25 protein-coding genes and 1 pseudogene are annotated in these 25165 nt (G+C 46.0%); 24 read left to right on the forward strand and 2 right to left on the reverse strand.

The window, feature by feature from the left end; translation table 11 throughout:
* The first annotated feature begins 9 nt into the window (after window positions 1-9).
* Window positions 10-1674, forward strand: a complete 1665-nt coding sequence (ilvD, locus tag ACESPQ_RS13465) for a dihydroxy-acid dehydratase (RefSeq protein WP_002608710.1) — start codon at window positions 10-12, stop codon at window positions 1672-1674.
* 173 nt (window positions 1675-1847) lie between these two features.
* Here ilvD and ACESPQ_RS13470 read toward each other — a convergent pair whose 3' ends face one another.
* Window positions 1848-2429, reverse strand: coding sequence for a hypothetical protein (locus ACESPQ_RS13470; protein WP_373144482.1), 582 nt, complete (start codon window positions 2427-2429; stop codon window positions 1848-1850).
* A 352-nt stretch (window positions 2430-2781) separates the two neighbouring features.
* Here ACESPQ_RS13470 and licT point away from each other — a divergent pair, with 352 nt between their 5' ends.
* The 9 genes from licT (at window position 2782) to ACESPQ_RS13515 (ending at window position 12170) form a co-directional block, all read left to right on the forward strand.
* Window positions 2782-3639, forward strand: a complete 858-nt coding sequence (gene licT, locus ACESPQ_RS13475; RefSeq protein ID WP_002608713.1) for a BglG family transcription antiterminator LicT — start codon at window positions 2782-2784, stop codon at window positions 3637-3639.
* A gap of 104 nt (window positions 3640-3743) precedes the next feature.
* Complete coding sequence (locus ACESPQ_RS13480; protein ID WP_002608714.1) at window positions 3744-5678, forward strand: beta-glucoside-specific PTS transporter subunit IIABC; 1935 nt, start codon at window positions 3744-3746, stop codon at window positions 5676-5678.
* Between the two features lie 13 nt (window positions 5679-5691).
* Window positions 5692-7113, forward strand: a complete 1422-nt coding sequence (locus ACESPQ_RS13485; protein WP_257379124.1) for a 6-phospho-beta-glucosidase — start codon at window positions 5692-5694, stop codon at window positions 7111-7113.
* A gap of 320 nt (window positions 7114-7433) precedes the next feature.
* Window positions 7434-8042, forward strand: coding sequence for a TetR/AcrR family transcriptional regulator (locus tag ACESPQ_RS13490; protein WP_257333356.1), 609 nt, complete (start codon window positions 7434-7436; stop codon window positions 8040-8042).
* A gap of 54 nt (window positions 8043-8096) precedes the next feature.
* The gene (locus tag ACESPQ_RS13495; RefSeq protein WP_008819359.1) at window positions 8097-8702 is read left to right on the forward strand and encodes a class I SAM-dependent methyltransferase; all 606 of its coding nucleotides are present in this window, start codon (window positions 8097-8099) and stop codon (window positions 8700-8702) included.
* The gene (locus ACESPQ_RS13500; protein WP_373144483.1) at window positions 8699-9082 is read left to right on the forward strand and encodes a metal-dependent transcriptional regulator; all 384 of its coding nucleotides are present in this window, start codon (window positions 8699-8701) and stop codon (window positions 9080-9082) included. Before ACESPQ_RS13495 ends, ACESPQ_RS13500 begins: the two co-directional genes overlap by 4 nt.
* A 10-nt stretch (window positions 9083-9092) precedes the next feature.
* Window positions 9093-9662: a DNA-3-methyladenine glycosylase I gene (locus ACESPQ_RS13505; RefSeq protein WP_373144484.1), complete on the forward strand. Its 570-nt coding sequence runs from the start codon at window positions 9093-9095 to the stop codon at window positions 9660-9662.
* A gap of 317 nt (window positions 9663-9979) precedes the next feature.
* Window positions 9980-10819: a helix-turn-helix transcriptional regulator gene (locus ACESPQ_RS13510; RefSeq protein WP_373144485.1), complete on the forward strand. Its 840-nt coding sequence runs from the start codon at window positions 9980-9982 to the stop codon at window positions 10817-10819.
* Entirely contained in the window at window positions 10812-12170 is a 1359-nt protein-coding gene (locus tag ACESPQ_RS13515) for an MATE family efflux transporter (RefSeq protein WP_373144486.1), read from the forward strand. The genes ACESPQ_RS13510 and ACESPQ_RS13515 overlap by 8 nt, the downstream gene beginning before the upstream one ends.
* Here ACESPQ_RS13515 and ACESPQ_RS13520 read toward each other — a convergent pair.
* Complete coding sequence (locus tag ACESPQ_RS13520) at window positions 12167-12682, reverse strand: ECF transporter S component (RefSeq protein WP_002608722.1); 516 nt, start codon at window positions 12680-12682, stop codon at window positions 12167-12169. The genes ACESPQ_RS13515 and ACESPQ_RS13520 overlap by 4 nt on opposite strands.
* 115 nt (window positions 12683-12797) lie before the next feature.
* Between ACESPQ_RS13520 and ACESPQ_RS13525 the strand changes: the two are divergent.
* The 14 genes and pseudogenes from ACESPQ_RS13525 to ACESPQ_RS13590 form a co-directional block, all read left to right on the forward strand.
* Window positions 12798-13022, forward strand: a pseudogene (locus ACESPQ_RS13525) (GntR family transcriptional regulator); the annotation flags it as partial.
* 1271 nt (window positions 13023-14293) lie between these two features.
* Entirely contained in the window at window positions 14294-14422 is a 129-nt protein-coding gene (locus tag ACESPQ_RS13530) for a hypothetical protein (RefSeq protein WP_373144487.1), read from the forward strand.
* A 74-nt stretch (window positions 14423-14496) separates the two neighbouring features.
* Window positions 14497-14742, forward strand: coding sequence for a hypothetical protein (locus ACESPQ_RS13535; protein WP_373144488.1), 246 nt, complete (start codon window positions 14497-14499; stop codon window positions 14740-14742).
* A 123-nt stretch (window positions 14743-14865) separates the two neighbouring features.
* The gene (locus ACESPQ_RS13540; protein WP_373144489.1) at window positions 14866-15543 is read left to right on the forward strand and encodes an MgtC/SapB family protein; all 678 of its coding nucleotides are present in this window, start codon (window positions 14866-14868) and stop codon (window positions 15541-15543) included.
* Between the two features lie 134 nt (window positions 15544-15677).
* Window positions 15678-17075 (forward strand): MATE family efflux transporter, encoded by a 1398-nt coding sequence (locus ACESPQ_RS13545; protein ID WP_242408764.1) that lies wholly within the window; start codon window positions 15678-15680, stop codon window positions 17073-17075.
* A 150-nt stretch (window positions 17076-17225) separates the two neighbouring features.
* Window positions 17226-18518, forward strand: coding sequence for a glutamine-hydrolyzing GMP synthase (gene guaA, locus ACESPQ_RS13550; protein WP_109770305.1), 1293 nt, complete (start codon window positions 17226-17228; stop codon window positions 18516-18518).
* A gap of 1042 nt (window positions 18519-19560) precedes the next feature.
* A complete protein-coding gene (locus ACESPQ_RS13555) occupies window positions 19561-19965 on the forward strand; it encodes a VOC family protein (protein WP_118002407.1) in 405 nt (134 codons plus the stop codon).
* A 144-nt stretch (window positions 19966-20109) separates the two neighbouring features.
* Window positions 20110-20832: a DUF5131 family protein gene (locus ACESPQ_RS13560; protein ID WP_118002406.1), complete on the forward strand. Its 723-nt coding sequence runs from the start codon at window positions 20110-20112 to the stop codon at window positions 20830-20832.
* Between the two features lie 364 nt (window positions 20833-21196).
* A complete protein-coding gene (locus ACESPQ_RS13565) occupies window positions 21197-21571 on the forward strand; it encodes a GntR family transcriptional regulator (RefSeq protein ID WP_109770293.1) in 375 nt (124 codons plus the stop codon).
* A gap of 15 nt (window positions 21572-21586) precedes the next feature.
* Entirely contained in the window at window positions 21587-22444 is an 858-nt protein-coding gene (locus tag ACESPQ_RS13570) for an ABC transporter ATP-binding protein (RefSeq protein ID WP_257335338.1), read from the forward strand.
* Window positions 22441-23079 (forward strand): ABC-2 transporter permease, encoded by a 639-nt coding sequence (locus tag ACESPQ_RS13575; protein WP_257333376.1) that lies wholly within the window; start codon window positions 22441-22443, stop codon window positions 23077-23079. The genes ACESPQ_RS13570 and ACESPQ_RS13575 overlap by 4 nt, the downstream gene beginning before the upstream one ends.
* A 69-nt stretch (window positions 23080-23148) precedes the next feature.
* Window positions 23149-23454 (forward strand): hypothetical protein, encoded by a 306-nt coding sequence (locus ACESPQ_RS13580; protein ID WP_373144490.1) that lies wholly within the window; start codon window positions 23149-23151, stop codon window positions 23452-23454.
* A gap of 252 nt (window positions 23455-23706) precedes the next feature.
* Complete coding sequence (locus ACESPQ_RS13585) at window positions 23707-24426, forward strand: ABC transporter ATP-binding protein (RefSeq protein ID WP_008819329.1); 720 nt, start codon at window positions 23707-23709, stop codon at window positions 24424-24426.
* Window positions 24423-25163 carry an ABC transporter permease gene (locus tag ACESPQ_RS13590; protein WP_373144491.1) on the forward strand — a complete coding sequence of 247 codons (741 nt, stop codon included), beginning with the start codon at window positions 24423-24425 and terminating at the stop codon, window positions 25161-25163. The genes ACESPQ_RS13585 and ACESPQ_RS13590 overlap by 4 nt, the downstream gene beginning before the upstream one ends.
* Window positions 25164-25165 lie beyond the last annotated feature (2 nt).

Below are 25165 nucleotides of genomic sequence, written 5' to 3' on the forward strand. Positions count from 1 at the left end.
GCATTCAATATGGGTAGACCAAGTGATTCTGTCGTTCGAGGAGATGCCTGTGCACCGCAGCGTTCGCTGTTCTATGCACTGGGACTGACAGAAGAAGAATTGAATCGGCCGCTGATCGGTGTGGTCAGCGCCTATTCCGAGATTGTTCCGGGGCATCTGCATCTGGATAAAATCACAGAAGCGGTCAAGGCGGGAATCCGCATGGCCGGCGGTACCCCGATTATGGTGCCTTCCATCGGTGTGTGCGATGGTATCGCCATGGGACATATCGGTATGAAATATTCTCTTGCATCCCGTGAGCTGATTGCGGACAGTGTGGAAACAATGGCAAAGGCACATGGCTTTGACGGTCTTGTGCTGGTGCCAAACTGTGATAAAATCGTTCCGGGAATGCTGATGGGAGCCTTGCGTGTCAATGTGCCGAGTGTTGTCATGAGCGGCGGTGCCATGCTGCCGGGAAATGACAGAGGAAAGGCGATGAGTCTTTCCACCATGTTTGAGGCGGTCGGTGCAAAGAAAGCAGGTCTGATCGATCAGGCGGAGCTGACGCATATCGAACAGAATGCCTGTCCGGGCTGCGGCTCCTGCTCCGGTATGTTTACTGCCAATTCCATGAACTGTCTGTGTGAGGTGCTGGGGATTGCATTACCCGGCAACGGTACGATTCCTGCAGTGTATTCCGCACGAATCCAGCTGGCGAAGAAGGCCGGAATGGCGGTTATGGATATGGTGGAAAAGGATATCCGTCCAAGGGATATCGTAAACGAGAAATCATTACGTAACGGACTGGCCTGTGATATGGCACTGGGCTGTTCCTCCAATACGGTACTGCATCTTTTGGCGATTGCCAAGGAAGCCAAGGTGGAGCTTGATCTGGATATGATCAATGAGGTTTCACAGAAAACGCCGAATCTGTGCAAGCTGGCTCCTGCCGGACCGGATCACATTGTGGATCTGTATAATGCAGGCGGAGTGCAGGCTGTCATGAAGGAGCTGTCAAGAAAGCAGCTGATTGATACCGGCCTGATGACCGTTACCGGAAAGACAGTCGCAGAGAATATCGCGACTGCCGTGAATATGGATACGAATATCATCAAGGATATCGAGCATCCGAATTCTGCCACCGGCGGTATTGCCGTATTGTTTGGAAACATCGCACCGAAGGGCTGTGTTGTAAAGCGCTCTGCTGTGGATCCGAAAATGATGACTCATACCGGACCTGCCCGTGTGTTTGACAGCGAGGAGGCTGCGATCGAGGCAATCTATGCCGGCAGTATTGTAAAGGGGGATGTTGTAGTCATCCGCTACGAAGGACCGAAGGGTGGTCCTGGTATGCGGGAAATGCTGAATCCGACAAGTGCACTTGCCGGTATGCAGCTGGATAAGGATGTGGCACTGATCACAGACGGACGCTTCTCCGGGGCAACCCGCGGTGCTGCCATCGGGCATGTTTCTCCGGAAGCTGCGGCACAGGGACCGATTGCCATTATACAGGAAGGGGATTCCATTACAATTGATATTCCCAACGGCAATATCAGCCTGAATGTGGACGCAGCAGAAATCGAGCAGCGCCTGCAGGCATGGGAAAAGCCGGAGCCGAAAATCAAAGAGGGATGGCTGTACCGGTATTCCCGTCTTGTCGCCAGTGCGGATGAAGGCGCTGTGCTGAAATAAGACATGCCTGAATAGTAAAATATAAAAAGATACGAGGAAATGAGGCAGCTCTGATACCTTATCCAATCGTATCTTTTTTGCATCTTGTATGTCAGTCAAAAAGAAATAGTCATTCTCCAATATACGCTAAACGCCTATATAAGCCTCAATGAAAGCTTTGCTTCAGCACAGTATCAGAATAAGCTCTGTAACCGCATGTCATTCCGGCTTTTGCTCATCAGTCGCTCATAGCGCACAGGCTCCTCGAAGCCGGAAACAAGTCTTCCATTTGCAGAGCATGCTTCTATGACGGTATAATGGTCACGATACAGCTTCATAACGACATGCAGTGTTATGCCAGGAGCGATTTCACTGGTACCCTCACTTGCAAAGACATCATGTTCAAAGGAATAAATGATGGGGGTGAAGGCCTGTTTTACAACAAGCTCATCATACAGCAGCTGCTGTACATGCTGACTGTCGAATGTATGCTTTGCGTATTCGCAGGGGATTTCATAGGACACCAGTTGAATGCTGCCGTCTGTTTGTGCATGATAACGGTAAAGGTGATGCAGCTGGGTGACATGATCATCATAATGGTAATAGGTTTCATCGATAACAAAGACATCTTCAAAATTCTCGGGCAGATTTTTGATACGTTCATTCACCGGTGTGGTGATATGGACAGCCTGTGGCAGCAGGGGATTTTCGGTATGCTGAGCTTTATTCGAATAGGTTCCGTTGATACGGCTTAAAAATATATCCAGTGTATTCATGTGAATGTCCTCTTTTCTCATGCACATAGTATAGATCATTTCAGGTAAATCAGAATACTCATATGCTCATGGATCGTAACCTATGAAGGTATTGTGGCTTTTTACTATACGTATTCCAATTTCTGTATCCGAATTTTTATGAAAGTACTCCTGCATACGAATATGGCTGCATGTGGCCATGCAGGCTTCAACATTTTTCAAATGTAACCGTTGACAAACACGATATCCATCTGCTATACTTTGGGTAAAGTAAGGATAGTTATTGTGAAAACAAGCTCGACCTGCTAATCAATAGATCACGGATTTCGTGTTTTTTGATATGCAGGTCTTTTCTTATGAGGAGGCGAGAAGTATGATTTTCAAGAAACGGCTGAATAACAACGTGGTCATTGCTCTGGATGAAAACGGACAGGAGAAAATATTATGCGGGAAAGGCCTTGGCTTTCAGATGAAGGAACAGGGCACCGTAGAGGAAAGCCGTGTTGAAAAGGTGTTTGCATTAGCGGATCAGGTAATGAACCGCCGCCTGCAGGAGCTGCTGGAAACGATTCCCATGGAGCATTTGGAGCTGGCGGAGGAAATCATGAACTATGCCAGAATTCACATTGATGAAACTGTGAGTGAAAACGTAATTGTGGCGCTTTGTGATCATATGTATATGGCGGTGGAGCGGAAAAAACAGGGGATTGAAGTGAAGAATGTACTGCTTTGGGATATTCAGAAATTTTATCGGGATGAGTATAAGGTTGGACGGTATGCGATAGCACTTATCCGGGAGCGCTTCGGTGTGGAGCTGAGTGAGGATGAAGCAGGCTTTATTGCATTGCATATCGTCAACGGACAACTGCATCTGGAAACAAAATCCGTCAGGGAAATCACAACCCTGATGCAACAGATTGAAACGATCGTCCGCATGCGCTTCGCGATTACGCTGGACCCGGATTCTGTATATTATTATCGGTTCATCACACATTTGAAATTTTTTGCGGAACGGATTTTCTCGGAAAAGCAGATTCCAACAAAGGAAATGGACGGACTGCTGGAGCTGATCAGGGAAAAATATCCGCAGGATGTGGAATGTGTGTTGGATATCGCTGCCTTCTTAAAGCAGCGCTATGGCTATACGCTGAGTGAAGAGGAGATTCTGTATCTCAGTATTCACGTATCAAGGATACACCAGGTATCTGTGAAGGGCGGTGAGGCCGTTTAACAGGACGTTAAGAGCTTTAAAAAACAGGATAAAGGATAGTTACATTTAGTTGGCTTGACCTTTGTTTCACGTATGCATAAGCATCAGAAATGGAGGACGAAAACATGACTGTTTATGAAACTTTAGCAAAAGAAATACTGAACTATGTAGGTGGAAAGGATAATGTAAATTCGCTGACACACTGCATTACACGGCTTCGCTTCAAATTAAAGGAGGAATCCATAGCACAGGATGAGGCGCTGAAAAACCTGGAGGGTGTTGTTACGGTTATGAAGAGTGCCGGACAGTATCAGGTGGTTATCGGCAATCAGGTACAGGATGTATATGAGCAACTCGCGCCGTTATTACATGCAGAGCAGCCGCAGACGGTGCAGGATGCTGAGAAAGAGAAGCTGCTGGATCGCTTTGTGGATATCATATCCGGTATTTTCCAGCCGATTTTAGGTATCATGGCTGCGTGTGGTATGATCAAGGGATTGAACATGCTGTTTATGACACTGGGTCTGTACGCGGAAACCAGCGGCGGCTATATGATCATCAATGCGATCGGTGATGCATTGTTTACCTTCCTTCCCCTCTTTCTGGGATATACCTCTGCCAGGAAGTTTGGTTTGAAGCCGATGGTGGGACTGGTCATCGGCGGAATCATGTGTTATCCGGGCATTCAAAGCAGTGCGCTGTCCGGCAGTCTAAAACCCCTGTATACCATGTTTGAGGGAACGATGTTTGCATCGCCGGTATACATTGACTTCTTCGGTATTCCCGTGATATCCATGGACTACACCAGCACCGTAATTCCTGTGATCTTTATTGTATATTTTGCCAGCAAATGCGAGAAGCTGTTTTCAAAATTCGTACCGGATCTGGTGAAATTCTTCTTTGTGCCGATGCTGACGCTGCTTGTGGCACTTCCCATTGGCTTCCTGCTCATTGGACCTGTCGCAACCTTCGGCTCGAAAATAATCGCGGAAACCATCATCAGCATCCGGAATGTATCCCCGATGCTGGCGGGCGGTCTGGTTGGTCTGACATGGCAGATTCTGGTGATTTTCGGACTTCACTGGGGCTTTATTCCTGTCTATATCAATAACATTGTGACAAACGGCTATGATAATGTCATGATGCCGTTCTTCGCCTGTACCTTTGCGACCTCAGCGGTGATTCTGGTCATCATGTTGAAAACCAGAGACCGTAAAATGAAGGAGCTTTGTCTGCCGAATTTCATTTCCGGTATCTTCGGTGTGACGGAGCCCGGTATTTATGGAATTCTGCTGCCTTTGAAAAAACCATTCATCATCAGCTGTATCGCCGGGGGAATCGGCGGGGCATTTTATGGCTTCTGTAATTTCCGTAAATTCAGCATGGGAGGTATGGGAATCTTTGAATTTCCTGCCATGATGGAACCTGACGGCTCCTGGGGAAACCTGCTGGTAGCGGTATCCGGTGTTCTTTTAACCATGATTGCCGCGGTCATCTTAATGCTTCTGTTCTATAGGGAAAAGGAAGCAGGTCAATCGGACAAAACGATGTTGGATACAAAGGAACATGAAAAATCCGTTGAGGATACGCCTGCCCTGCTGGAGGACATTGCGATCTGCTCACCCCTGAAGGGCGATGTTCTGGAACTCGCACAGGTAGAGGATGCAGCATTTTCTGCCGGTATTCTTGGGAAGGGGTGTGCCATCGTACCTGCCGAGGGTGAGGTTTATGCACCGGCTGACGGTGTCCTGACTACGCTGTTTCCTACAAAGCATGCTCTTGGCATCACCTCGGATGACGGTGTGGAGGTACTGATTCACATCGGATTGAATACCGTGCAGCTGAACGGGGAGGGCTTTACAGCTTATGTTCAGCAGGGAGAGCGGGTAAGTCGTGGACAGCATCTGTTAAGCTTTGATCTGGCTGAATTAAAGGACAAGGGCTATTGTCTGCAGACACCGGTTATCATTACAAATACGAATGACTATCTGGAAATACTGAGTACCATGCAGAAAGAGGTCATGCCGGATGATGTGCTGCTGCATGTCATGAATTCCTAGGAGGCTCGCGCATATGAAATTTCCTGAAAACTTTTTATGGGGAGGCGCACTCGCGGCAAATCAGTGCGAGGGGGCCTGGCAGACAGCGGGAAGAGGGCTGGCCAATGTGGATGTGTGTCCGCGCGGTGATCACCGCAGTGCCATAATCACAGGGAGAGAAAGAAGGACGAGCTGCCTGCTTGATGAGGTATACCCATCTCATGAGGGAGTGGATTTCTATCATCATTATAAGGAAGACATCGCACTCTTTGCGGAAATGGGCTTCAAAATGCTTCGTATCAGCATTTCCTGGACACGTATCTATCCAAAGGGAGATGAGATGGAGCCCAACGCTGCAGGGCTGCAGTTCTATGACAATGTACTTACAGAATGTGAGCGGCATGGAATGGAAGTAATGATAACGATTGCGCACTTTGACTGTCCAATGCATCTGATCCAAACGCTGGGCGGCTGGAGAAGCCGTGCTATGATTGAGCATTATCTGCGTTTGTGCAAAACCCTGTTTCTGCATTTTAAGGGACGTGTCCGCTACTGGCTGCCGTTTAATGAAATCAACATGATACTGCATGCTCCCTTTCTCGGTGCAGGCATCTGCTTTGAAGCAGGAGAGAACAAGGAGCAGGTCATGTATCAGGCTGCACATCATGAGTTGATTGCAGGCGCACTCGCAACAAAGCTGGCACATGATATTGATCCGAAGAATCAAATTGGCTGCATGTTCGCTGCGGGCAGTGTCTATCCTTACAGCTGTCATCCGCAGGATGTATGGCAGGCACGTATGGAGGATCGCAAAAGCTATCTGTTCTGTGATGTACAGGTGCGGGGAGCCTATCCCTCCTATTTTCATCAGCTGCTGAAGGAGAAGCAAATCGACCTGCATATGGAAGAGGATGATGTGAATATTTTGAAGAATACCGTAGATTTCATTTCGTTCTCCTATTACAACAGCCGCTGTGTATCTTCCCGGCGGGAGGCGAAGAAGCAGAATAAGGGAAATCTGTTTGCTTCGGTAAAAAATCCATATCTGACATGCAGTGACTGGGGCTGGCCGATTGATCCACTTGGATTACGCATTACGATGAATGATATATACGAACGCTATCAGAAGCCGCTGTTCATTGTTGAGAACGGCTTGGGAATGGCGGATGAAATAGAAGAGGACGGAAGCATTCGTGATGACGGGCGGATTGCTTATCTGCATGATCATATCAAAGCGATGCAGCAGGCGGTATGTGAGGATGGAATCGAACTGCTAGGGTACCTTGCATGGAGTCCGATCGATCAGGTCAGTGCCTCGAGTGGAGAAATGAAAAAACGCTATGGCTTCATCTATGTTGACCGACAGGATGATGGCAGCGGCAGCTTTGTACGCAAAAGGAAGAAGTCCTTTTCCTGGTATGCCCATGTGATAAACACGAATGCTGTTGAATCATAGAATACCGCTGTGCGTTCATGTGTTCATCTCATCATATTGCAGGAGAATGTATGAAGTGGATACGCGCGAAGGCAAGGAAAGGCAAGTGTACAAATTATTCAGACAAGGTGGTATCATGTAGCAAGCAGGGCAGAGAATACAGGTTCTCTGCTTTTCTTGTGCTGCCATACCTTGCATAGTAGAATCAGACAGATCGCTTTGCCGAAACAGGAGCCATACACCGATCCCTGTAAGCAGTGCTAACAGAAAGCTTAAGAAGAATGAACGATGTTCATTGACTGCAGCCGTGAAACTGTTATACTATACCTGTAGGTGATGTTATGGGACAAAGAATACGGACAAGGGTTGTGAAGGACCCGGCAGAAAGAAAACGGGAAATACTGGATGGCGCAATGGAGCTGTTCGCTACAAAAGGATACGAGCAGACATCCATGCGTGATATTGCCCGCCATCTTAATATTTCACTGGGCCTGTGCTATCGTTATTATGACAGCAAGCAGAAGCTTTTTCAGGAGGCGATGCAGCAGTATGTAGAGGATATTTGCGCGGCGTATTTCATCATACTCCATGATGAAACAAGGGATTTGACGGAAAAGCTAGACCTGCTGTTTCACATGCTGGAAGAGGAGGAACAGCAGATGCGCTACCATGATTTCTTTCATCATCCGGAGAATATCGGCTTTCATGAAGAACTGGCAGTGAAGCTGTGCAAGTACATGCAGCCTCATCTGCAGCAGGAACTGCAACGGTATGCAAAACAGAATCATCTGAAGATACAGCATGAGGAATTGCTGCTCAGCTTTCTGACCTATGGACAGATTGGTATCCATGCATCTGTGAGCTCACCGGACACACAGCAGCTCCATCAGCTGCGGGTGTATATTGATTTGCTGCTGAAGCAGGAATGTATCCCTGATGATACCATTTGATCAGGGATTGCTTTTTAATATATGAATGAACATTGTTCATTAAGGAGGCCTTTTATGAATAAAACTGAACAATCAAGAATTGCATTTGATCAACAGGCGGATACCTATGATAGCGATTTTCATGGTAAGCATGCAAGGGAACTGTATCCGTTCATGCTGGAGCTGATGATACAGCTTCCTGTGCGGGATGTACTGGATCTTGGGTGCGGTACCTGCGCACTGATGAAGCAGCTGTATGATGAGGATTGCGGACGCCGGTTTACGGGAATCGATCTGAGTGAAGGCATGCTGCATATCGGAACACAGGTCATGAAGGAGCGAGCCACTCTGCTGTTGGGGGATGCGGCAAATCTGCCCTTTGCCGATGCGAGCTTTGATCTGGTGTACTGCAATGATTCCTTTCATCATTATCCGGATCCCTGCAGGGTATTGCAGGAAGTGGTGAGGGTATTGCGATACGGAGGCTATTTTGTAATTGGTGATTGTACACAGGGGACAGTGTCCCGGATGCTCATGAATCTGTTTTTCCATTTTCAAAAGGAGGGGGATGTGCATATGTACAGTGAAAAGGAGATTCGTATGCTGTTACAGAAGCAGCTGCATGATGTACATGTTCAAAGAGTGAATGAGCGCAGCTTGATTGCATGGGGTGTGAAATGATGCTCACTGTCTCGCAGCAGAAATATCTGCAGGTCATCGATATACTGGAACAGGAGCAGGGGGTCGTACGCCAGATTGATGTCGCTGTCTATCTTGGATATTCCCGTGCCAGTGTCTGCCGTGCGGTTAAAAGCCTGAAAGCAAAGGGGCTGATTATGCAAAGGGCGCATGAAATCGAGCTGAGTGCATATGGCAAGGCACTTGGGAGGCAGTTGAATGAAGTAAGAGCCCGTATGCAGGAGGCCCTGTATGCGTCTGGATTTCCGAAAGGGCGTGATCCGGTGTCTGCTTTGCAGCTTCCCATCTGCTTCAAGGAGGAACTGTCAACGATTGCTGGTCAACTGCCTGCTGCTTCTGGTATAATAAAACAAAAGAAATGAGGATGAGAAGATGGAGAAAAAACGCTGTTTCTGGGCAGAAAATGTCCCTGAAATTTATGTCCGTTATCATGATGAGGAGTGGGGAAGAGAGGTACATGATGACCATAAGCTGTTTGAAATGCTGCTTCTGGAATCGTTTCAGGCTGGTTTGTCATGGCTCACCATTCTGAAAAAGCGGGAGGCGTTTCGGGAAGCCTTTGATGCCTTTGATGTCGCAAAGGTCGCAGGCTATACCGAGGAAAAACAGAAAGAGCTTATGCAGAATCCCGGCATTATCCGCAACCGTCTCAAAATCAGGGCCGCAGTGAAAAATGCTGTTATTTTCCAGCAGATACAACGGGAATACGGCAGCTTTTCCGCTTATCTTTGGGGCTTCACCGAGGGTAAGGTGATATACAGAAAACAAAAGGAGCTGCCAACCCACACCGCGCTTTCCGATGAAATCAGTGCAGACCTGTATAAGCGTGGAATGCGGTTTGTCGGAAGCGTTATTATCTATTCCTATCTGCAGGCAGTCGGTATTGTGAATGACCATGAGCCAGACTGTTTTCTGCATACCAGTTCAAAAGCATGCGGCTAAGAAAGAGCTAACCATGCTCAGCACCAGTCGAGCTTGAGCTCCTGAAAAAGAAAAGCTGTATCGTCCGTGAAAATCTTACTCGTCTTTGGATTCATTCAGAAGCAAAATGATAAGAGGCATCAGCTTGCTCAACTTTCTTCTACGGATGATTCACCCTGTAAGAACCTTAGGAAGCTATACAGCTTTTTTTGTATTATTCGATGCGGTATACAGAGGTATGCAATGTAAAGATATCTGAAGGCCGGCAGGGCAAGATTGATAACGCAGAAATGCAGGAAACCTGCTATACTTTTGCAGAAAAGCTAGGAGGTAACGACATGAATGAAAAACAGGAGCTTGTCATAAGGACGCTTTCCTATCTGGAGGAGCATCTGCAGGAAACGCTTTTCCTGCAGGCAGTAGCTCGACTTATGCAATATTCCCCCTATTATCTGCATCGCAGCTTTACACAGCTGTGCGGCATGCGGATGCATGAATATGTGAAGCGAAGAAGAATAAGTGAAGCAGCACGATGTCTGTGTGAAACAGATGCATCTGTACTGGAAATTGCCATATCCTACGGTTATGAAAGCTCACAGGCATTTTCTCAGGCCTTTAAGCAGCTATATAAGATGACATGTACACAGTTTCGCAGGGAACAGCAGTATTATGCGCTACAGCATCCTCTGCAGCTGCATGAGCTGAATCAGACGGAATCTGCAATGCGGGAGCTACAGATCCGACAGGCAGTACCAAGGGATATGGACACATGGATGCAGCTGATGCGTCAGGCTGTGGATTTCTTTCCTTATCTTGAGGAAGCAGCATATGAACAGCAGCTGCTGAAGTGTATGAAGCAGAAGGAAGCATTTCTGGCTTCCTTTGAAAAGACGGCGTTTGCGGCGATCCAGCTGCAGCTTAAAAGCGGGCAGATTGATGTTCTGGCAATTCATCCGCAGCTGCGCTGTCTGGATGCTGTGAAACAGCTGGTCGAATGGATGCAATGTACCTGTGCCCCGCATACCGATCTGGTAATTACCTGTTTCCGCGCTGCTGATCGAGCAGATGCCGGATATCGCAGGCTTTTGCTGGAAGCCGACTTTGTATGCGGTGAAGAGCTGGTGGAGCTAGGCTATCCAGTGCAGAGGCTGTATTACAGGAGAACACAGGATGCGTGAGAATACACTGGATACGACCCGTACGCTGCCGCAGCTGCTTCGCTTTGTGGCTCCATCTATTATAATGATGCTTGCGATGGGTATTTACACGATAACCGATACCCTGTTTGTTTCGCGTCTGGTGAATACCGATGCGCTTTCCGCGATCAATATCGTCTGTCCCATGATCAATCTGATCATCGGTTTATCCTCGATGCTGGCAAGCGGCGGTGTTGCTGTGCTGTGCCGCGACATGGGGGCGGGTCTGCTGGAAAAGGTGCGCAAAAATGCGGCCTTGCTTTGTGTCTGTACGATCGGTCTTGGCTGTGTGCTTGCTATTGGCGGTCTGCTGTTTACGGATGAACTGCTGCAGCTACTTCATGCCAAGGGTAGAATATTGCCATATGCAAGAGGATATCTGTCCATGCTTCTTCTTTTTACTCCCTTCTGCATGCTGCAGGTATTGTATCAAAGCATGTTTGTAGCGGCGGGACGTCCGCTGCTGGGAATGGTGCTGGCAATGTGTGCCGGGGGAGTCAATGTTGCTTTGGATCTGGCCTTCATGTCCGGCTTTCATATGGGAATCGAAGGCAGCGCCCTGGCAACCGGGATCGGCTATATGGTTCCGGCTATATATGGAACGCTCTTTTTCCTGCAGAGAAAGGAAAGGGAGCTGCATTTCGCACGGCCAGCTTGGGATGCTTCCATGCTGAAGGAAAGCTGTCTTAACGGCTCTAGTGAGATGGTGAGTCAGCTAGCATCAGCACTGACAACTCTGCTTTTGAACACGATTCTATTTCGTCTGCATCAAGAGGATGGTGTTGCGGCAGGAACGATTATCGTTTATACACAGTTTCTGCTCACCAGTTTGTATATCGGATTTTCCATGGGCGCTGCCCCGTTGATCAGCTATCAATATGGCAGAAAGGATACTGCGCGTTTATTGCAGCTTCTACGTAAATGCATCGGAATTGTGGTAATCAGCTCCCTTGCCATCTTTGTCACAACCATTCTGTTTCAAAGACCTCTTGTCACTTTGTTTACCGACAAGGATACCAGTGTATATAGGATTGCCCTGCAGGGCTTTGCCATATTTACCTTCAGCCTGCTGTTTAGCGGCTTCAATATATTCTCTTCGGCAATGTTTACCGCATTGTCACAGGGCAGATTATCCGCCTTGATCTCATTTTCCAGAACCTTTGGCTTTTATCTGCTGTTTCTGCTCATTCTGCCACGCTGGCTGGGAAGCAGAGGCGTGTGGCTGGCGATCGTGCTGGCAGAGGGCTGCTCCCTGCTTGTATCTCTGCTAAGCATACAGCGGCATACGCTTACCTGTCACCTGGCAGATAGAAAAAAGAACCGTCTGTATTAGACGGTTTTATGATGCATATCCGGATGCCTGTGCATCCTTTTTTGCAGGAGAGGATAGGCTGCCAGTGCAATGACATAGCCTGCTGCGGCCTGTACCAGATTCCCCGGGATACCGGTCAGTGAAAGCTGCCAGCTTTGATTGATATATGCATCCGCAAGAAAATATCCGCCAACCATCAGTAAACCGCCCAGTATATAGGCAACATAGCGAAATGAGGATCGTCCCCTGCAGACAAGCCAGGAAACAAGAACAGCCTCCATCCCTTTAATGAGCAGGGTGAAAAGGGCATACATGCCATATCCGCCGGTGATATCTGCCAGCGCACTGCCGACACCGCCCACCATAAAGGCAAGAAAGGGGTTCAGTACAGAGGCGAACAGCAGAAGAAAGCCGTCACCCAGATTGAAATATCCCTGTATGCCGTTTGGCACCTTAAGCAGCCATGTTGCCAGAAATACAAGGGCTATACCTAGTGCGGCTGTCACGATATCGTTTACCTTCATTGTTTTCATATGTGCTACTCCCTTCGTTTCTGCCGTTATTCTATCAGCTTTCTGTTCATTTAAAAATATACAGATTTATTATAAATTTAAGGTACAGTATGCTATACTGAGGATGGTGATAATAATGAAATTAAAAACGATAAATTTTGAACGAACCACGGGTAAGGCATTGTATCTGCAAATTTATGAAAAACTGCGCTCGGATATCCTTTCCGGCTATCTGGTAAAAGGTGACCAGCTGCCTAGCATACGGAAATGCGAGGCTTTGATGAAGGTATCCAAGACGAGCATTGAGCGTGCCTATGAAAAGCTGCTGGAGGAGGGCTATATCCTGTCAATTCCGCAGAAGGGTTTTTTTGTGGATGTCGAGCCGGAGAATGTTCAACTGCGTAAGGCGGTGCTGGCGCAGGGAGCGGCGCTGCAGGATGAAAAAATCCGCTATGACTTCCGGTCGCAGACAATGGATGTCAGCTCATTTGATCTGACTTTGTGGAAGAAGTACCTCAAGGAGGTCCTGGACGGTCATTATGAGATAGCGACATACGGAGAGGCAAGAGGAGAGCTGCGGCTGCGGATGGCACTGCAGAAATACGCCTATACCGTGCGGGGTGTATTGTGTACAAGCGATCAGCTTCTCATCGGCTCCAGCTTTCAATCGCTGCTGTATGTATTGTGCGGCTTGCTGGATAAACCCGTCGTGATCGGGTTGGAGGAGGGTGGCTTTCCGCAGGCAGAAGCCGTCTTTCATGATTATGCATTTCCTGTACGCAGATTAAGCAGGGAAGCAGATGGTATCTGCATGCAGGAGCTACTGGCAAGTGATGTCAATCTGCTGTATGTAAACAGCGCGTCTGCAGGATACAACCATCAGCCTCTGGATAAGAAAAAACGCAGGGAGCTGCTGGCCTGGGCGGCACAGCGAAATGCCATGATCATCGAGGATGACCATAACGGGGAGCTGCGCTATCATACGCGTATGACGCCTGCCATGCAGGGCTTTGATACCGGGGGACATGTCGTATACATCGGCTCCTTTTCAAAAATTCTGTTGCCGTCTCTGCGAATCAGCTATATGGTGATTCCGCAGGCTTTGCAACACCGCTATGATCAGCGCGCAAACAGCTATTCACCAACCTCCAGCAAAATCGAACAGCTGGCTTTGGCAAGATATATTGCGGACGGGCATCTGGAGCGACATGTACGGCGTCTGCGCAGACACTATGAACAGAAGAGCAGTCATATGCGGACACTGCTGGAACAGTGGTTTCCACAGGCGGATATATTGCTGGAGGAGGCTGCTTTGCAGTTTATACTGCGCTTTCCGTATTTGCTGCCGCTGGAATCGCTTATACAGGAAGCCAGAAAGCACAGCATGATGCTGCAGAGAAATGCGCAGGGAGAGCTTGTTCTTTCTTTTGCGGCAATCAAAATGGAGGATATGGAGGAGGCTGTGCGGCTGCTCCATTCCCTACTGGAAGCTGCGGACATGAAGGAATTACAGGAATAAAGAGCCGTACCGTAATAAAATTGTAAGGTGCGCATAAGATTTCTTAAGATTTTTTGTACAGTGCGAATGATATACTGGTGTTGTAAAAGGTTACAGCCTGAAGGGGCTATGCTATGAAAAAGAAAATTGCCATTGCAGTCATCTTTGTTTGCGGAATCCTCGCTTTCTTTGTACCGTATTTCTTTTCCAATTCATGGAGAAATGTCGAACTCAAACGGGAAGTGATACATTCTGATATCTAGGAAAGGAAGGATGTTGAACACGCTATGACACTGGTGGGGAGCACACATTTTCTCAGGAAATGCAGGAGTGTAAAATGACAAGGATCAGCTATGATGAATCAGCATACAGGCAGTTTGCGGACGGCTTTAAGAAACAGAAATCCGATGAGGTAATGGTTATTTATACGGATTTTATTACGGTGTCCAATGTATTCCATGCGGGGGATCATACGCTGGAGCCCAATGCGGAGTATACTGCATATCCATGGGTATTGCGGCGCTCATCCGCTCAGAAGGAGTGGACTATCATCGGTTCGGGATATGGTTTTTTATATACCTGAGAGGCATCGAGAGATAGCCGTTGATAAAGCTTTTCGTTTGCCGTTTTTCTTGTGTCAGCATATACGATTCACACAAGGTGTTGTATAATATAAAGAAGGATACAGAAGAAAGAAGATGATAGTATGATGAACATCATGCAGCTGGAAACACAGATGGAATTTCTTGTTCGGATCCTGCTTGCGGGAATCTGCGGAGGTATCATCGGCTATGAACGGAAAAGCCGCAATAAGGAGGCTGGCATTCGCACGCACCTGATAGTGGCGAGTGGCGCTGCCTTGATTATGATCGTATCCAAGTACGGGTTTACTGATATTCTGGGAGATAAAGGTGTCGCACTGGATCCCTCCCGTATCGCGGCACAGATTGTGACCGGAGTCGGCTTTCTTGGAGCCGGTATGATTTTCATGCGGAAAAACACGATCAGCGGACTGACGACGGCGGCAGGCATATGGGCAACCAGTGCGATCGGAATGGCGATTGGCAGCGGCCTGTATGCACTTGGGATTCTTACAGCAGTGCTGATTGTTTTTGTGCAGATCATCCTTCACTGGAATCATCGCTGGCTGCGGGAGTCATATAAGGAGGAGCTGTCCTTTGTGATTGACCAGAATAAGGAGGCCTTGCAGGATTTGCAGGAGCGCTTGAAGCGTATGCAGATTGAGATACTGAATGTGAGTCTGACACAGGAGCATAGCTGCTATCAGGTGGATTTGATCGTTGTTCTGCCGGATACGTATCAGGCTGCCAAGCTGCTGGATATGTTTCATGATGTGGCATATATTCATGAAATTGATGCATAGGGTATTGCCAAATCCTGATTTTTATATTAGAATGATGTCAACAACCAAATAGGTTTGAATAACCTCCATTTTTTCTATTTTCATGTTTCCAAAATAGATGAATGGAGGTTTTTTGTGAGAAGAGGAGGTTTGTCATGCAAACAATTGAACAAAACAAAATGGGTTATAAGCCTGTTTTACCATTGCTGATGTCAATGGCTTTTCCTCCGATGCTGTCTATGCTGATACAGTCGCTGTACAACATTGTAGACAGTATGTTTGTGGCACAGATTGGAGAAGATGCACTTACGGCTGTTTCCCTGGCTTTTCCGATACAGACGCTGATAGTAGCCTGTTCCGTGGGAATCGGTGTAGGGGTGAATTCCTATATAGCAAGAAAGCTTGGAGAGCAAAATCAGAAGGAAGCAAACAGCGCTGTGGCCCATGGTCTGCTGCTGTCGCTGATCGGATATCTGCTGTTTGTCGCAATCGGCAGCTTTACGATTCGTCCGTTTTTTGAAATGTTTACAGATTCTGCGGCAATACTGGATGACGCCTGTATGTATACGTATGTCTGTGTATTTCTGTGCTTTGGCTGTTTCTTTCATATTTTGATTGAAAAGGTATTTCAGTCAATGGGAAAAATGATCTTCCCCATGGCGATACAGGCGGCAGGAGCAATCACAAACATCATCCTGGACCCCATCATGATTTTCGGTCTGTTGGGCTTTCCTGCAATGGGGGTAAAGGGAGCGGCAATCGCAACGGTTATCGGACAGATTTTCGCTATGTCGCTATCACTGTTTATATTCCTGACAAGAAAATTCGATGTGAAGCTGGATTTGAAGCAGTTTCATTTCTCCTGGGATACCATTCGCCGCATTCTTTCTGTGGGGATTCCCAATGCCTGCATGAATGCACTGGGCAGTGTTCTTGTGATTGGTTTAAATTCCATTCTGATTCAGTTTTCCAATACGGCTGTTTCCGTATATGGGATTTATTATAAGCTGCAGACCTTTGTATTTATGCCGGCGAGCGGTCTGACGCAGGGAGCGATGCCGATCATGGGCTACAATTACGGAGCAGGCAGTCATGAACGTCTTTTGCAGACATTGAAGTATGCCGTCATGGTGACGCTTGCCATCATGGTTTGCGGCTGTGCGATTTTCCTGCTGTTTCCAACACAGCTGCTGATGCTGTTTCATGCCAGTGAGGATATGCTGCGTATCGGTGTTCCTGCCCTGCGTATCATCAGTATCAGCTTCCTTCCGGCAGCCCTTGGGTTTATTCTGCCGACATTATTTCAGGCAATGGGGCTTGGATTGCAGTCCCTGATTGTTTTCCTACTTCGTCAGCTTTGTATCACTCTGCCGTTATCCTGGCTGTTTGCAGCCTGGTTCGGTCTGGATGGTATATGGTATTCCTTCCTGATCGCTGAAAGTATCGCTGCCGGTGTGGCGGTTCTGCTGTTTATACGCATTCGCAAGAAGGATAAGGTACTATCCAGTACCTTTGTACAGCAGCCATCCGCTTCGCAGGAAGCAGTGTGCTGAAACAGACACCGTGGTTTGTAAAAATTGCGGTGTTTTCTTTCCGCGTGTAATTTTGTGCGTTTTTGGTTAATATTTTCCATTTTTTTATGTTACTGAACAATGAAATATGTTACACTTGATTTGGATAAAAAGAGTAGAGGAGATTAGCGTATGAAACAAGATATGATTGTTATTCTGGATCTTGGTAGCAGTGAGAATACAACACTTGCCAGAGAAATTCGTGCATTGGGTGTATACAGCGAGATTTATCCGCATGATATCACAAAAGCGGAGCTGCAGAAGCTGCCGAATGTAAAGGGTGTTATCTTAAACGGTGGAGAACACCGCAATGTCGACGGTAAGGATATCGATGTCTTGCCGGAAATTTACGAAGCGGGATATCCGGTGATTGCGATTGACCATGCACCGGCATTATGTGAACAGAAGCTGGAGGAATGGCCGTCAGAGGAAGTGTTAAAAACGTTTGTTTTCACTGTCTGCAAGGCAGAGGCAAACTGGAATATGAAGAATTTTGTGGCGGATCAGGTGGAACTGATTCGCGAACAGGTGAAGGATCGCAAGGTGTTGCTGGCATTGTCCGGCGGTGTGGACAGCTCTGTAGTGGCAGCATTGCTGTTAAAGGCAATCGGTAAGCAGCTGTATTGTGTGCATGTCAATCATGGGCTGATGCGCAAAGGGGAATCGGAAAGTGTAATTGAAGTGTTTAAGAATCAGATGGATGCGAATCTGATTTATGTGGATGCAAGCGAACGGTTTCTTGGAAAGCTGAAGGATGTGGCTGAGCCGGAGCAGAAGCGTAAGATTATCGGTGCGGAGTTTATCCGTGTGTTTGAGGAAGAGGCTCGTAAGCTGAAGGGTATCGATTTCCTGGCACAGGGGACCATTTATCCGGATATCGTGGAGAGCGGCACCAAGACGGCAAAGGTTGTCAAATCTCATCACAATGTCGGTGGATTGCCGGAAGATCTGGCGTTTGAGCTGGTAGAGCCATTGCGTCAGCTGTTTAAGGATGAAGTGCGTGCGTGTGGACTGGAGCTGGGATTGCCTCATGATATGGTGTTCCGTCAGCCGTTCCCAGGTCCCGGTCTGGGTGTGCGCTGTCTTGGAGCAATTACAAAGGATCGTCTAGAGGCGGTGCGAGAGTCGGATGCGATTTTACGCGAAGAGTTTGCGACGGCGGGTCTGGATCAGAAGGTTTGGCAGTATTTCACCATTGTTCCGGATTTCAAGTCTGTCGGTGTGAAGAATAATGCGAGAAGCTTTGAATATCCTGTGATTCTGCGTGCGGTGAATACGATTGATGCAATGACGGCTTCGATAGAGGATATTGACTGGCCGGTGCTGCATAGGATTACGGATCGTATTTTGAAGGAAGTTGCGAATGTGAATCGTGTGTGCTATGATTTGACACCGAAACCGTGCGGAACGATTGAGTGGGAATAATACTAAAAACCTCAGAAAACCCTATTGATAAAGGGAATTCTGAGGTTTTCTTTTTTCTAAGATTCTCAAATGATACTATAATCTTTTTCCTTAATTCAAGTGATGTCATGTGTCGAATAAAAAATGAATACTTGTTTTTTGAATCAAAATCGCAAGTTCCATAAATTGAGGTCCGACAGTTCAGTAAAATAGCATTTGAAAAAGAAATCAAGAGGATGGCTTAAGCTGTCGTTCAATTATATAACAGTATAATGAGATTTTTAGAGCATTCTGAGTATAAACCCATTTGAATCTACTATAAAGCCTGAAAAGAAAAATATATGGGGATTTGTTTCAATACTTGAATCTTCTGATCATAGCAATGAGTTTATATATACTGAGGCTGCTGAGATTTTGAATTTAAAATTAGAGTCAGATGAGATGCATTGGTTAATCACTCATATAAAAGTAGTTGATTTAACATCAATAGAAAGTAGAAATAGATATAATGCTAGTAATTTATATTAAAGAATTAGTGAAGAATGATTTTGATAAAAATGGTTTCCAAATCGATACATTTCAACGAGATTGGATTGAAACTTTGAATTCAATGAATAATGAAGTTGATGAATTTATAACAAGTGATCCAAATGTCATAAAGAATTTTAGTGAATCATGACTTTATTATTGAAGCCATTTATATTTGTATGAATGCGTAAAATATTCCTTTTTCATACAGGTGTTTATATCCGATAATAAATCAAGCAAAAAGAAATAGTTGATACGTATAAAAGTCTTGCCGCTTTCGAAAAAGGAACGAATCCATAAACAGGATAAGGTATTTTTCAATATGCTTCTAAATATACAGGGATGCGCCTATATCTTAAATTTCACAATCTTCCCAAATAAATTAGTGATATCATATTACAGAAGCAATATCTATCAAAAGCGTCCGTGAATCCTATGATGGAAACAGACACAATTTGTCCAGTTTATACAATTACATCACAAATCTTGCGATATAATAAAGGATATATAATTGAAAAAGGAAGGAAATTAGGATATGAAATTCAGGGAAACGACGATTCGTGTACTGGTACGGAAGAATTATGGAGAATGCTTTGATTTTTACACACAGAAGCTGGGACTGCATGTAGTTTGGGGAGACCGAAATGGTCCCTATACTTCCTTTGCGGCAGAATCGCAGGAGGAGCCCTGCTTCGCTATCTTTTTAGGTGATGCCATGACGATGTTTCAGGGATATGTGCAGCCGGATACAGAGAAGCAGCCTGACACGGTAACCGCAGTCATACCTACGGATGATCTGGATCAGGATTACTGTCGTTTACAGGAAGCTGGTGTGGAATTTCTTGGAGAGCCGCAATATATAGAAGCATGGGGCATGCGGTGTACTTACTTCAGAGATCCGGAAGGTAATCTATTTGAACTAAACGATGCCAGTGTGTAATGTGTCAGCTATACATAAATAAGATAATCTAATCAAAGCTGTAAACCGAAACATATATGCAGGAATACGTCAGTCTTTATGGAAGCTGGCTGTATGTATGAAAAATTCAGGAAATAAAACAATATTTGAAAGCGAGGAAGCTGTATGAACTGGGAACCATGGACAGGGTGCTATAAAATCAGTGAGGGCTGCACAAATTGCTATTTTTACGGTCCTCATGCAAAACGGTATGGTCACAACACCATACAGAAGACGGATAAATTTGACTGGCCGATCCGAAAGAACGCAAAGGGTGAATACAATATCAAAGGAAACAAGATTCTTGCGACCTGCTTTGCCACGGATTTCTTTCTGCCGGAAGCCGATGCCTGGCGTGAGGAAATCTGGGCGATGATCAAGCAGCGGACGGATATAGAATTTTTAATTCTGACAAAGCGAATTGATCGTTTTCCTGTCGCCTTGCCTGATGACTGGGGAAGCGGATATGAGCACGTGAATATAGGATGTACCGTCGAAAATCAGGAAGTTGCCGATTACAGACTGCCCTTATTTCTATCCTATCCCATGAAGCGTCGGTTTATTGCCTGTGCTCCGTTGCTGGAAGCGATTGACTTAACACCATATCTCGATGGTGTTGATCATGTAACTACGGGTGGAGAAACCGGAAGAGAGGCACGCTTATGTGATTATGAGTGGGTGCTTGACCTTCACAGGCAGTGCGAGGAAGCCGGTAAAACCTTCTGGTTTAAAAATACAGGCTCCCTTTTCAGACATGACGGTATTATAGAACGAGTGAATCCATTTAAACAGACAGGAAGAGCGAAGCAATGCGGGATTGATATAACAGATGGAAGAAGATTGTTCTGATCGATGGTTATGTATTTTACCATGATAAACGTTAGGATTATGCAGTCTTCTTTGACTGCGTCTGATAATAAAAAATGCGTAATTTGTACTGTCTATAATAAGATAAAGAAATGAGAGCAATCTCATTTTTATTTTACTAATAAATCATTGTGAGGTAAGCCGATGTGCATAGCGGGTAAACATAGCCCCTTTCCTCAAGATGAATATGGAAAAATAGTATCCATGTTCATCAGGTAAGCTGTTATATCCTTTATTCAGTCTTATAAGGAGCTTGTAAATTCTAACTCTTGTATTGACAATCCTGTTAAGTGTATTATAATGTATATGTACAACAAGTACATTAAAGTACAATGGAGGTGGCCTTGTGCAAATACTGATCAGTAATCATACCACAAAACCAATTTATGAACAGATAACCTCACAGATTAAGCATGCCATTATGAGCGGAGAATTAAAAAGCGGCGATCCGCTTCCATCCATGCGTGCATTGGCAAAGGATCTGCATATCAGCGTTATTACGACACAAAAAGCGTATGAGGACCTGCAGCGGGATGGCTTTATCGAAAGTGCTGCGGGCCGCGGAACCTTCGTATCCTCACAGAACAAGGAATTCATTCGTGAGGAACAACTGCGTCTGGCGGAAGCAAAGCTGCAGGAAGCTGCAGAAATCGGGCGGTCAAATGGGATATCGCTTGAGACATTAACAGAGCTGCTTACGATGTTTTACGATGAAGGATAGGGAAGGAGTATCATTATGGATGCACTCATGCTAAAAAATGTATCAAAAGCATATGAGAATTTTCAGCTGAAGAATATCAGCTTTACACTGCCGGAAGGGACCATTATGGGAATCATCGGTGAAAACGGTGCAGGCAAATCAACTATTATCAATTGCATTATGGATTTGGTAAAGCGGGACAGCGGCGAGATTACAGTTCTCGGACAGCAAATGAATAAAGACAATCTGGCACTGCGTGAAGAAATCGGTATCGTTTTCGATGTCAGTGATTTCTATGACAGCTTCAGTATTGAGCAGACGGAAAAAATTTTACAGGATGTTTATAAAAGCTGGGATCATGAAACCTTTCAAAAATACAAGCAACAGTTTGCATTACCGGATAAAAAGCGTATGAAAGAATTCAGTCGTGGTATGAAAATGAAAACAGCGATCGCTATTGCATTATCTCACAAGCCGCGACTTCTCATACTTGATGAGGCAACAAGCGGTTTGGATCCCGTCATGCGGGATGAAATCCTGGATGTATTCTTGGAGTTTGTACAGGATGAGCATCATTCTATCCTCCTATCCTCCCATATCTCTACCGATTTGGAAAAGGTGGCCGATTACATTACATTTCTACATGATGGAGAGCTTGTTTTATCTGCTTGCAAGGATGAATTGATTTATCAATATGGTATCATGAAATGCCGGGAAGAAGATTTTAAACAGCTGGACCCGGATGCTATTATTCGCTACCGCAAACAGCCTTATGAAACCGTGGTACTTGTCGCAGATCGAAAGGCGGCTGCACATAATTATCCAAGCTGTATCGTTGAGCGCGCTACACTGGATGATATCATGCTGCTGTATGTGAAAGGAGAACGAATATGATTGGTCTGATACGAAAGGATTTATATTATTTAGCTTCCAGCTGGAAGCCGTTACTGCTGTCTGTCCTCATCATTGGCGGATTTTCCACCTGGAAAGGCTTTGGAGCGATTCTGATCGTGATTTTGCCAACCTTTTTCGGATTGAGCGTTATGGGCTGCATTCAGATGGATGCACAGAACAAATGGTATGACTATTACCGTGTTCTTCCCGTTTCCTTCCGGAATGTTGTGGCAGCTCGTTATGTCGCATATCTGACGTTTACTAGCATCGGCTTTCTGATAACCGTTGTATACGGTTACGGGATTCAATTTACGATGGGAATCACTGCTCTGGGAACCCGGTTTGCTATGTGGCAGGGATTCTCAATGGGCATTGCACTGGCATTGAGCTTTGCAGCTGTCTTTATTCCTGCCACCTATTACAACAAGGGCGAGAAAATGGAGGTATCCATGATGATGAGCGGTTTTGTATCCTTTGGAGCTGTATATCTTGCCAGCAAGCTGCTGATGCTGTTTGGTATTCAGCTGATGGATTATGCAGATATGTTTCTTCAGATTCTATTAGGTTCGTCTTTGCTGCTGTTTGCAATCTCATGGACTGCATCAAATATCATAGTTCAAAAGCGTGCCTCATAACCAGCACACTGCAAGTAATAGAGCAGGAACCGGATAAAATCCATAGCTAAAAGCAATAAGGAGAAAAGAATGAGGAACATTACAAAGGAGCAGCTGGAATCTGCGCATAAGGAAATCGTGGCGATTATCAGAAAATGTGAGCATATGGAAGGGAAATTCGCAGCAGGGACCTCGCAGCATACCTTACTGAAAAATCGGCTGTTTTCCATGCGTGTGGCAAAGCAGCTGATCGAAGAAAAGCTGACAGCACTGCAAATGAATGCTGCGATAGAAAACGCAAATATAGTTTCCCTTCAGGAATTGGCTTCAGCCATAGAGCCGGTTCGCTCCATCATCAGAAAATGCAGAAAGGCACAAAGTAAATATTGCCAATGATTCATGCGATGCAGATTGCAGAGCAGCTACTTGAGGAACAGCACCAGTTGCAGCAGGAGGCAGAAGCTCGCTAAAAAGACATACACCTATTATATAACGAAGCACATAAAGCGAAAAGAGGATTCGAGGGTAGGAGTTCTTAGCAGCTATATGTGTTTTTCTGTCTTTTCATAGGAAAAAAATTCCTGATAAAATTTTGTTGACTCTCCCCCTACAGGAGCATGTAAGCTGAAGGTGAAAGGAGGAATTGCAATGAAAAGTATTGAAGTTTCGGATATAACGAAGACATATAACGGAAGAACAGTCGTAGACAGACTGAGCTTCTCCGTTGACAAAGGAGAGGTGTTCGGACTACTGGGACATAACGGTGCCGGCAAGAGTACGACGATTGACTGTTTACTGGGTCTTACAAAGCCGGACAGCGGCAGTGCACGTATCTTAGGACAGAATGCAGCCAAACACAGAAAAACGTTGTTTGAGCATGTCGGTGTCCAGCTGCAGCATGCGGCACACGCAAACAATATTCGCGTTTGTGAGGTATGTGAGGAAACCGCGGCACTTTACCATGAGCCTGCGGACTATCATGCGCTTTTAAAGCAGTTTCAGCTGGAAGCGTTCACCAATCAAAAGGTGGAACAGCTGTCGGGAGGTGAGCGGCAAAAGCTATCCGTAGTCGTGGCACTGATTCCAAATCCACAGGTGATTTTTCTGGATGAGCTGACGACCGGACTGGATGTGGCAGCCCGTCGCGAGGTATGGCATATTCTGAAATCACTGAAGCAAAAGGGAATGACAATTTTCCTGACAACGCATTATATGGAGGAGGCTGAGAATTTATGTGATCGCCTACTTATTTTGAAACAGGGCAGAAAGCTGTGTGAGGGAAGCGTTGAAGAACTTATCGAAAACAGTCCCTATGAAAATCTGGAAGAGGCATATCTATGGTACAGTGAGGAGGAAGTGAGCATATGAAACGATTTCTGACATTTTTAAAGGTGGAAGGGAAGCTGAGTCTGCGCAGTCCGGACGGCATCATTTTCGGTATCGGTATGCCGATAGGCGTCCTGCTTCTGATTGCAGTTGTAGCCGGTTCACAATCCGCAGGAGGTGCTGATTATTCCTTTTTACAGAGTGCATTTGCGTCGCTGTTAACGGTCGGAATATGTGCGACTGCCTTTATGGGACTGCCGCTGACGATCGCAGATTACCGTGACAAGAAAATCCTGAAGCACTTCTTTGCGACACCGATTCGCCCGTTTATGATTCTGTCCGTTCAGGTGGTGATTGGCATGCTGACGTCATTCTTCTCAGCAGCGTTGGTTACCATTCTGGCTGTGTTTGGATTCGGATACCGCATGGAAGGGGATCCGTTCCTTTTCATCGGTGCATTTCTGCTTGTCATGTTGTCCATGTACAGCATCGGCATGATTCTGGCAAGCTTGTGCAAGACGGTGAAAATTGCGAATGTCGTTACAACCTTCGTCTATTTTCCCATGCTGTTTTTATCGGGGGCAACCATCCCCTTCGAGCTGTTTCCGGACACTGTGCAAAAGGTATGCAATGTCCTGCCGCTGACACATGGTATCAAGCTGTTAAAGGCGGTTTCTTTAAACATGTGGAGTCATGAGATATGGATATCTGTCGCCCTTTTGATTGCTTTCGCAGTTGTCGGCTGTATCATTTCTGTTGTATCATTTAAATGGGATTAAGA

Origin of the sequence: Clostridium sp. HGF2, assembly GCF_964240115.1 — a bacterium.
Lineage (GTDB): Bacteria > Bacillota_I > Bacilli_A > Erysipelotrichales > Erysipelotrichaceae > Clostridium_AQ > Clostridium_AQ innocuum.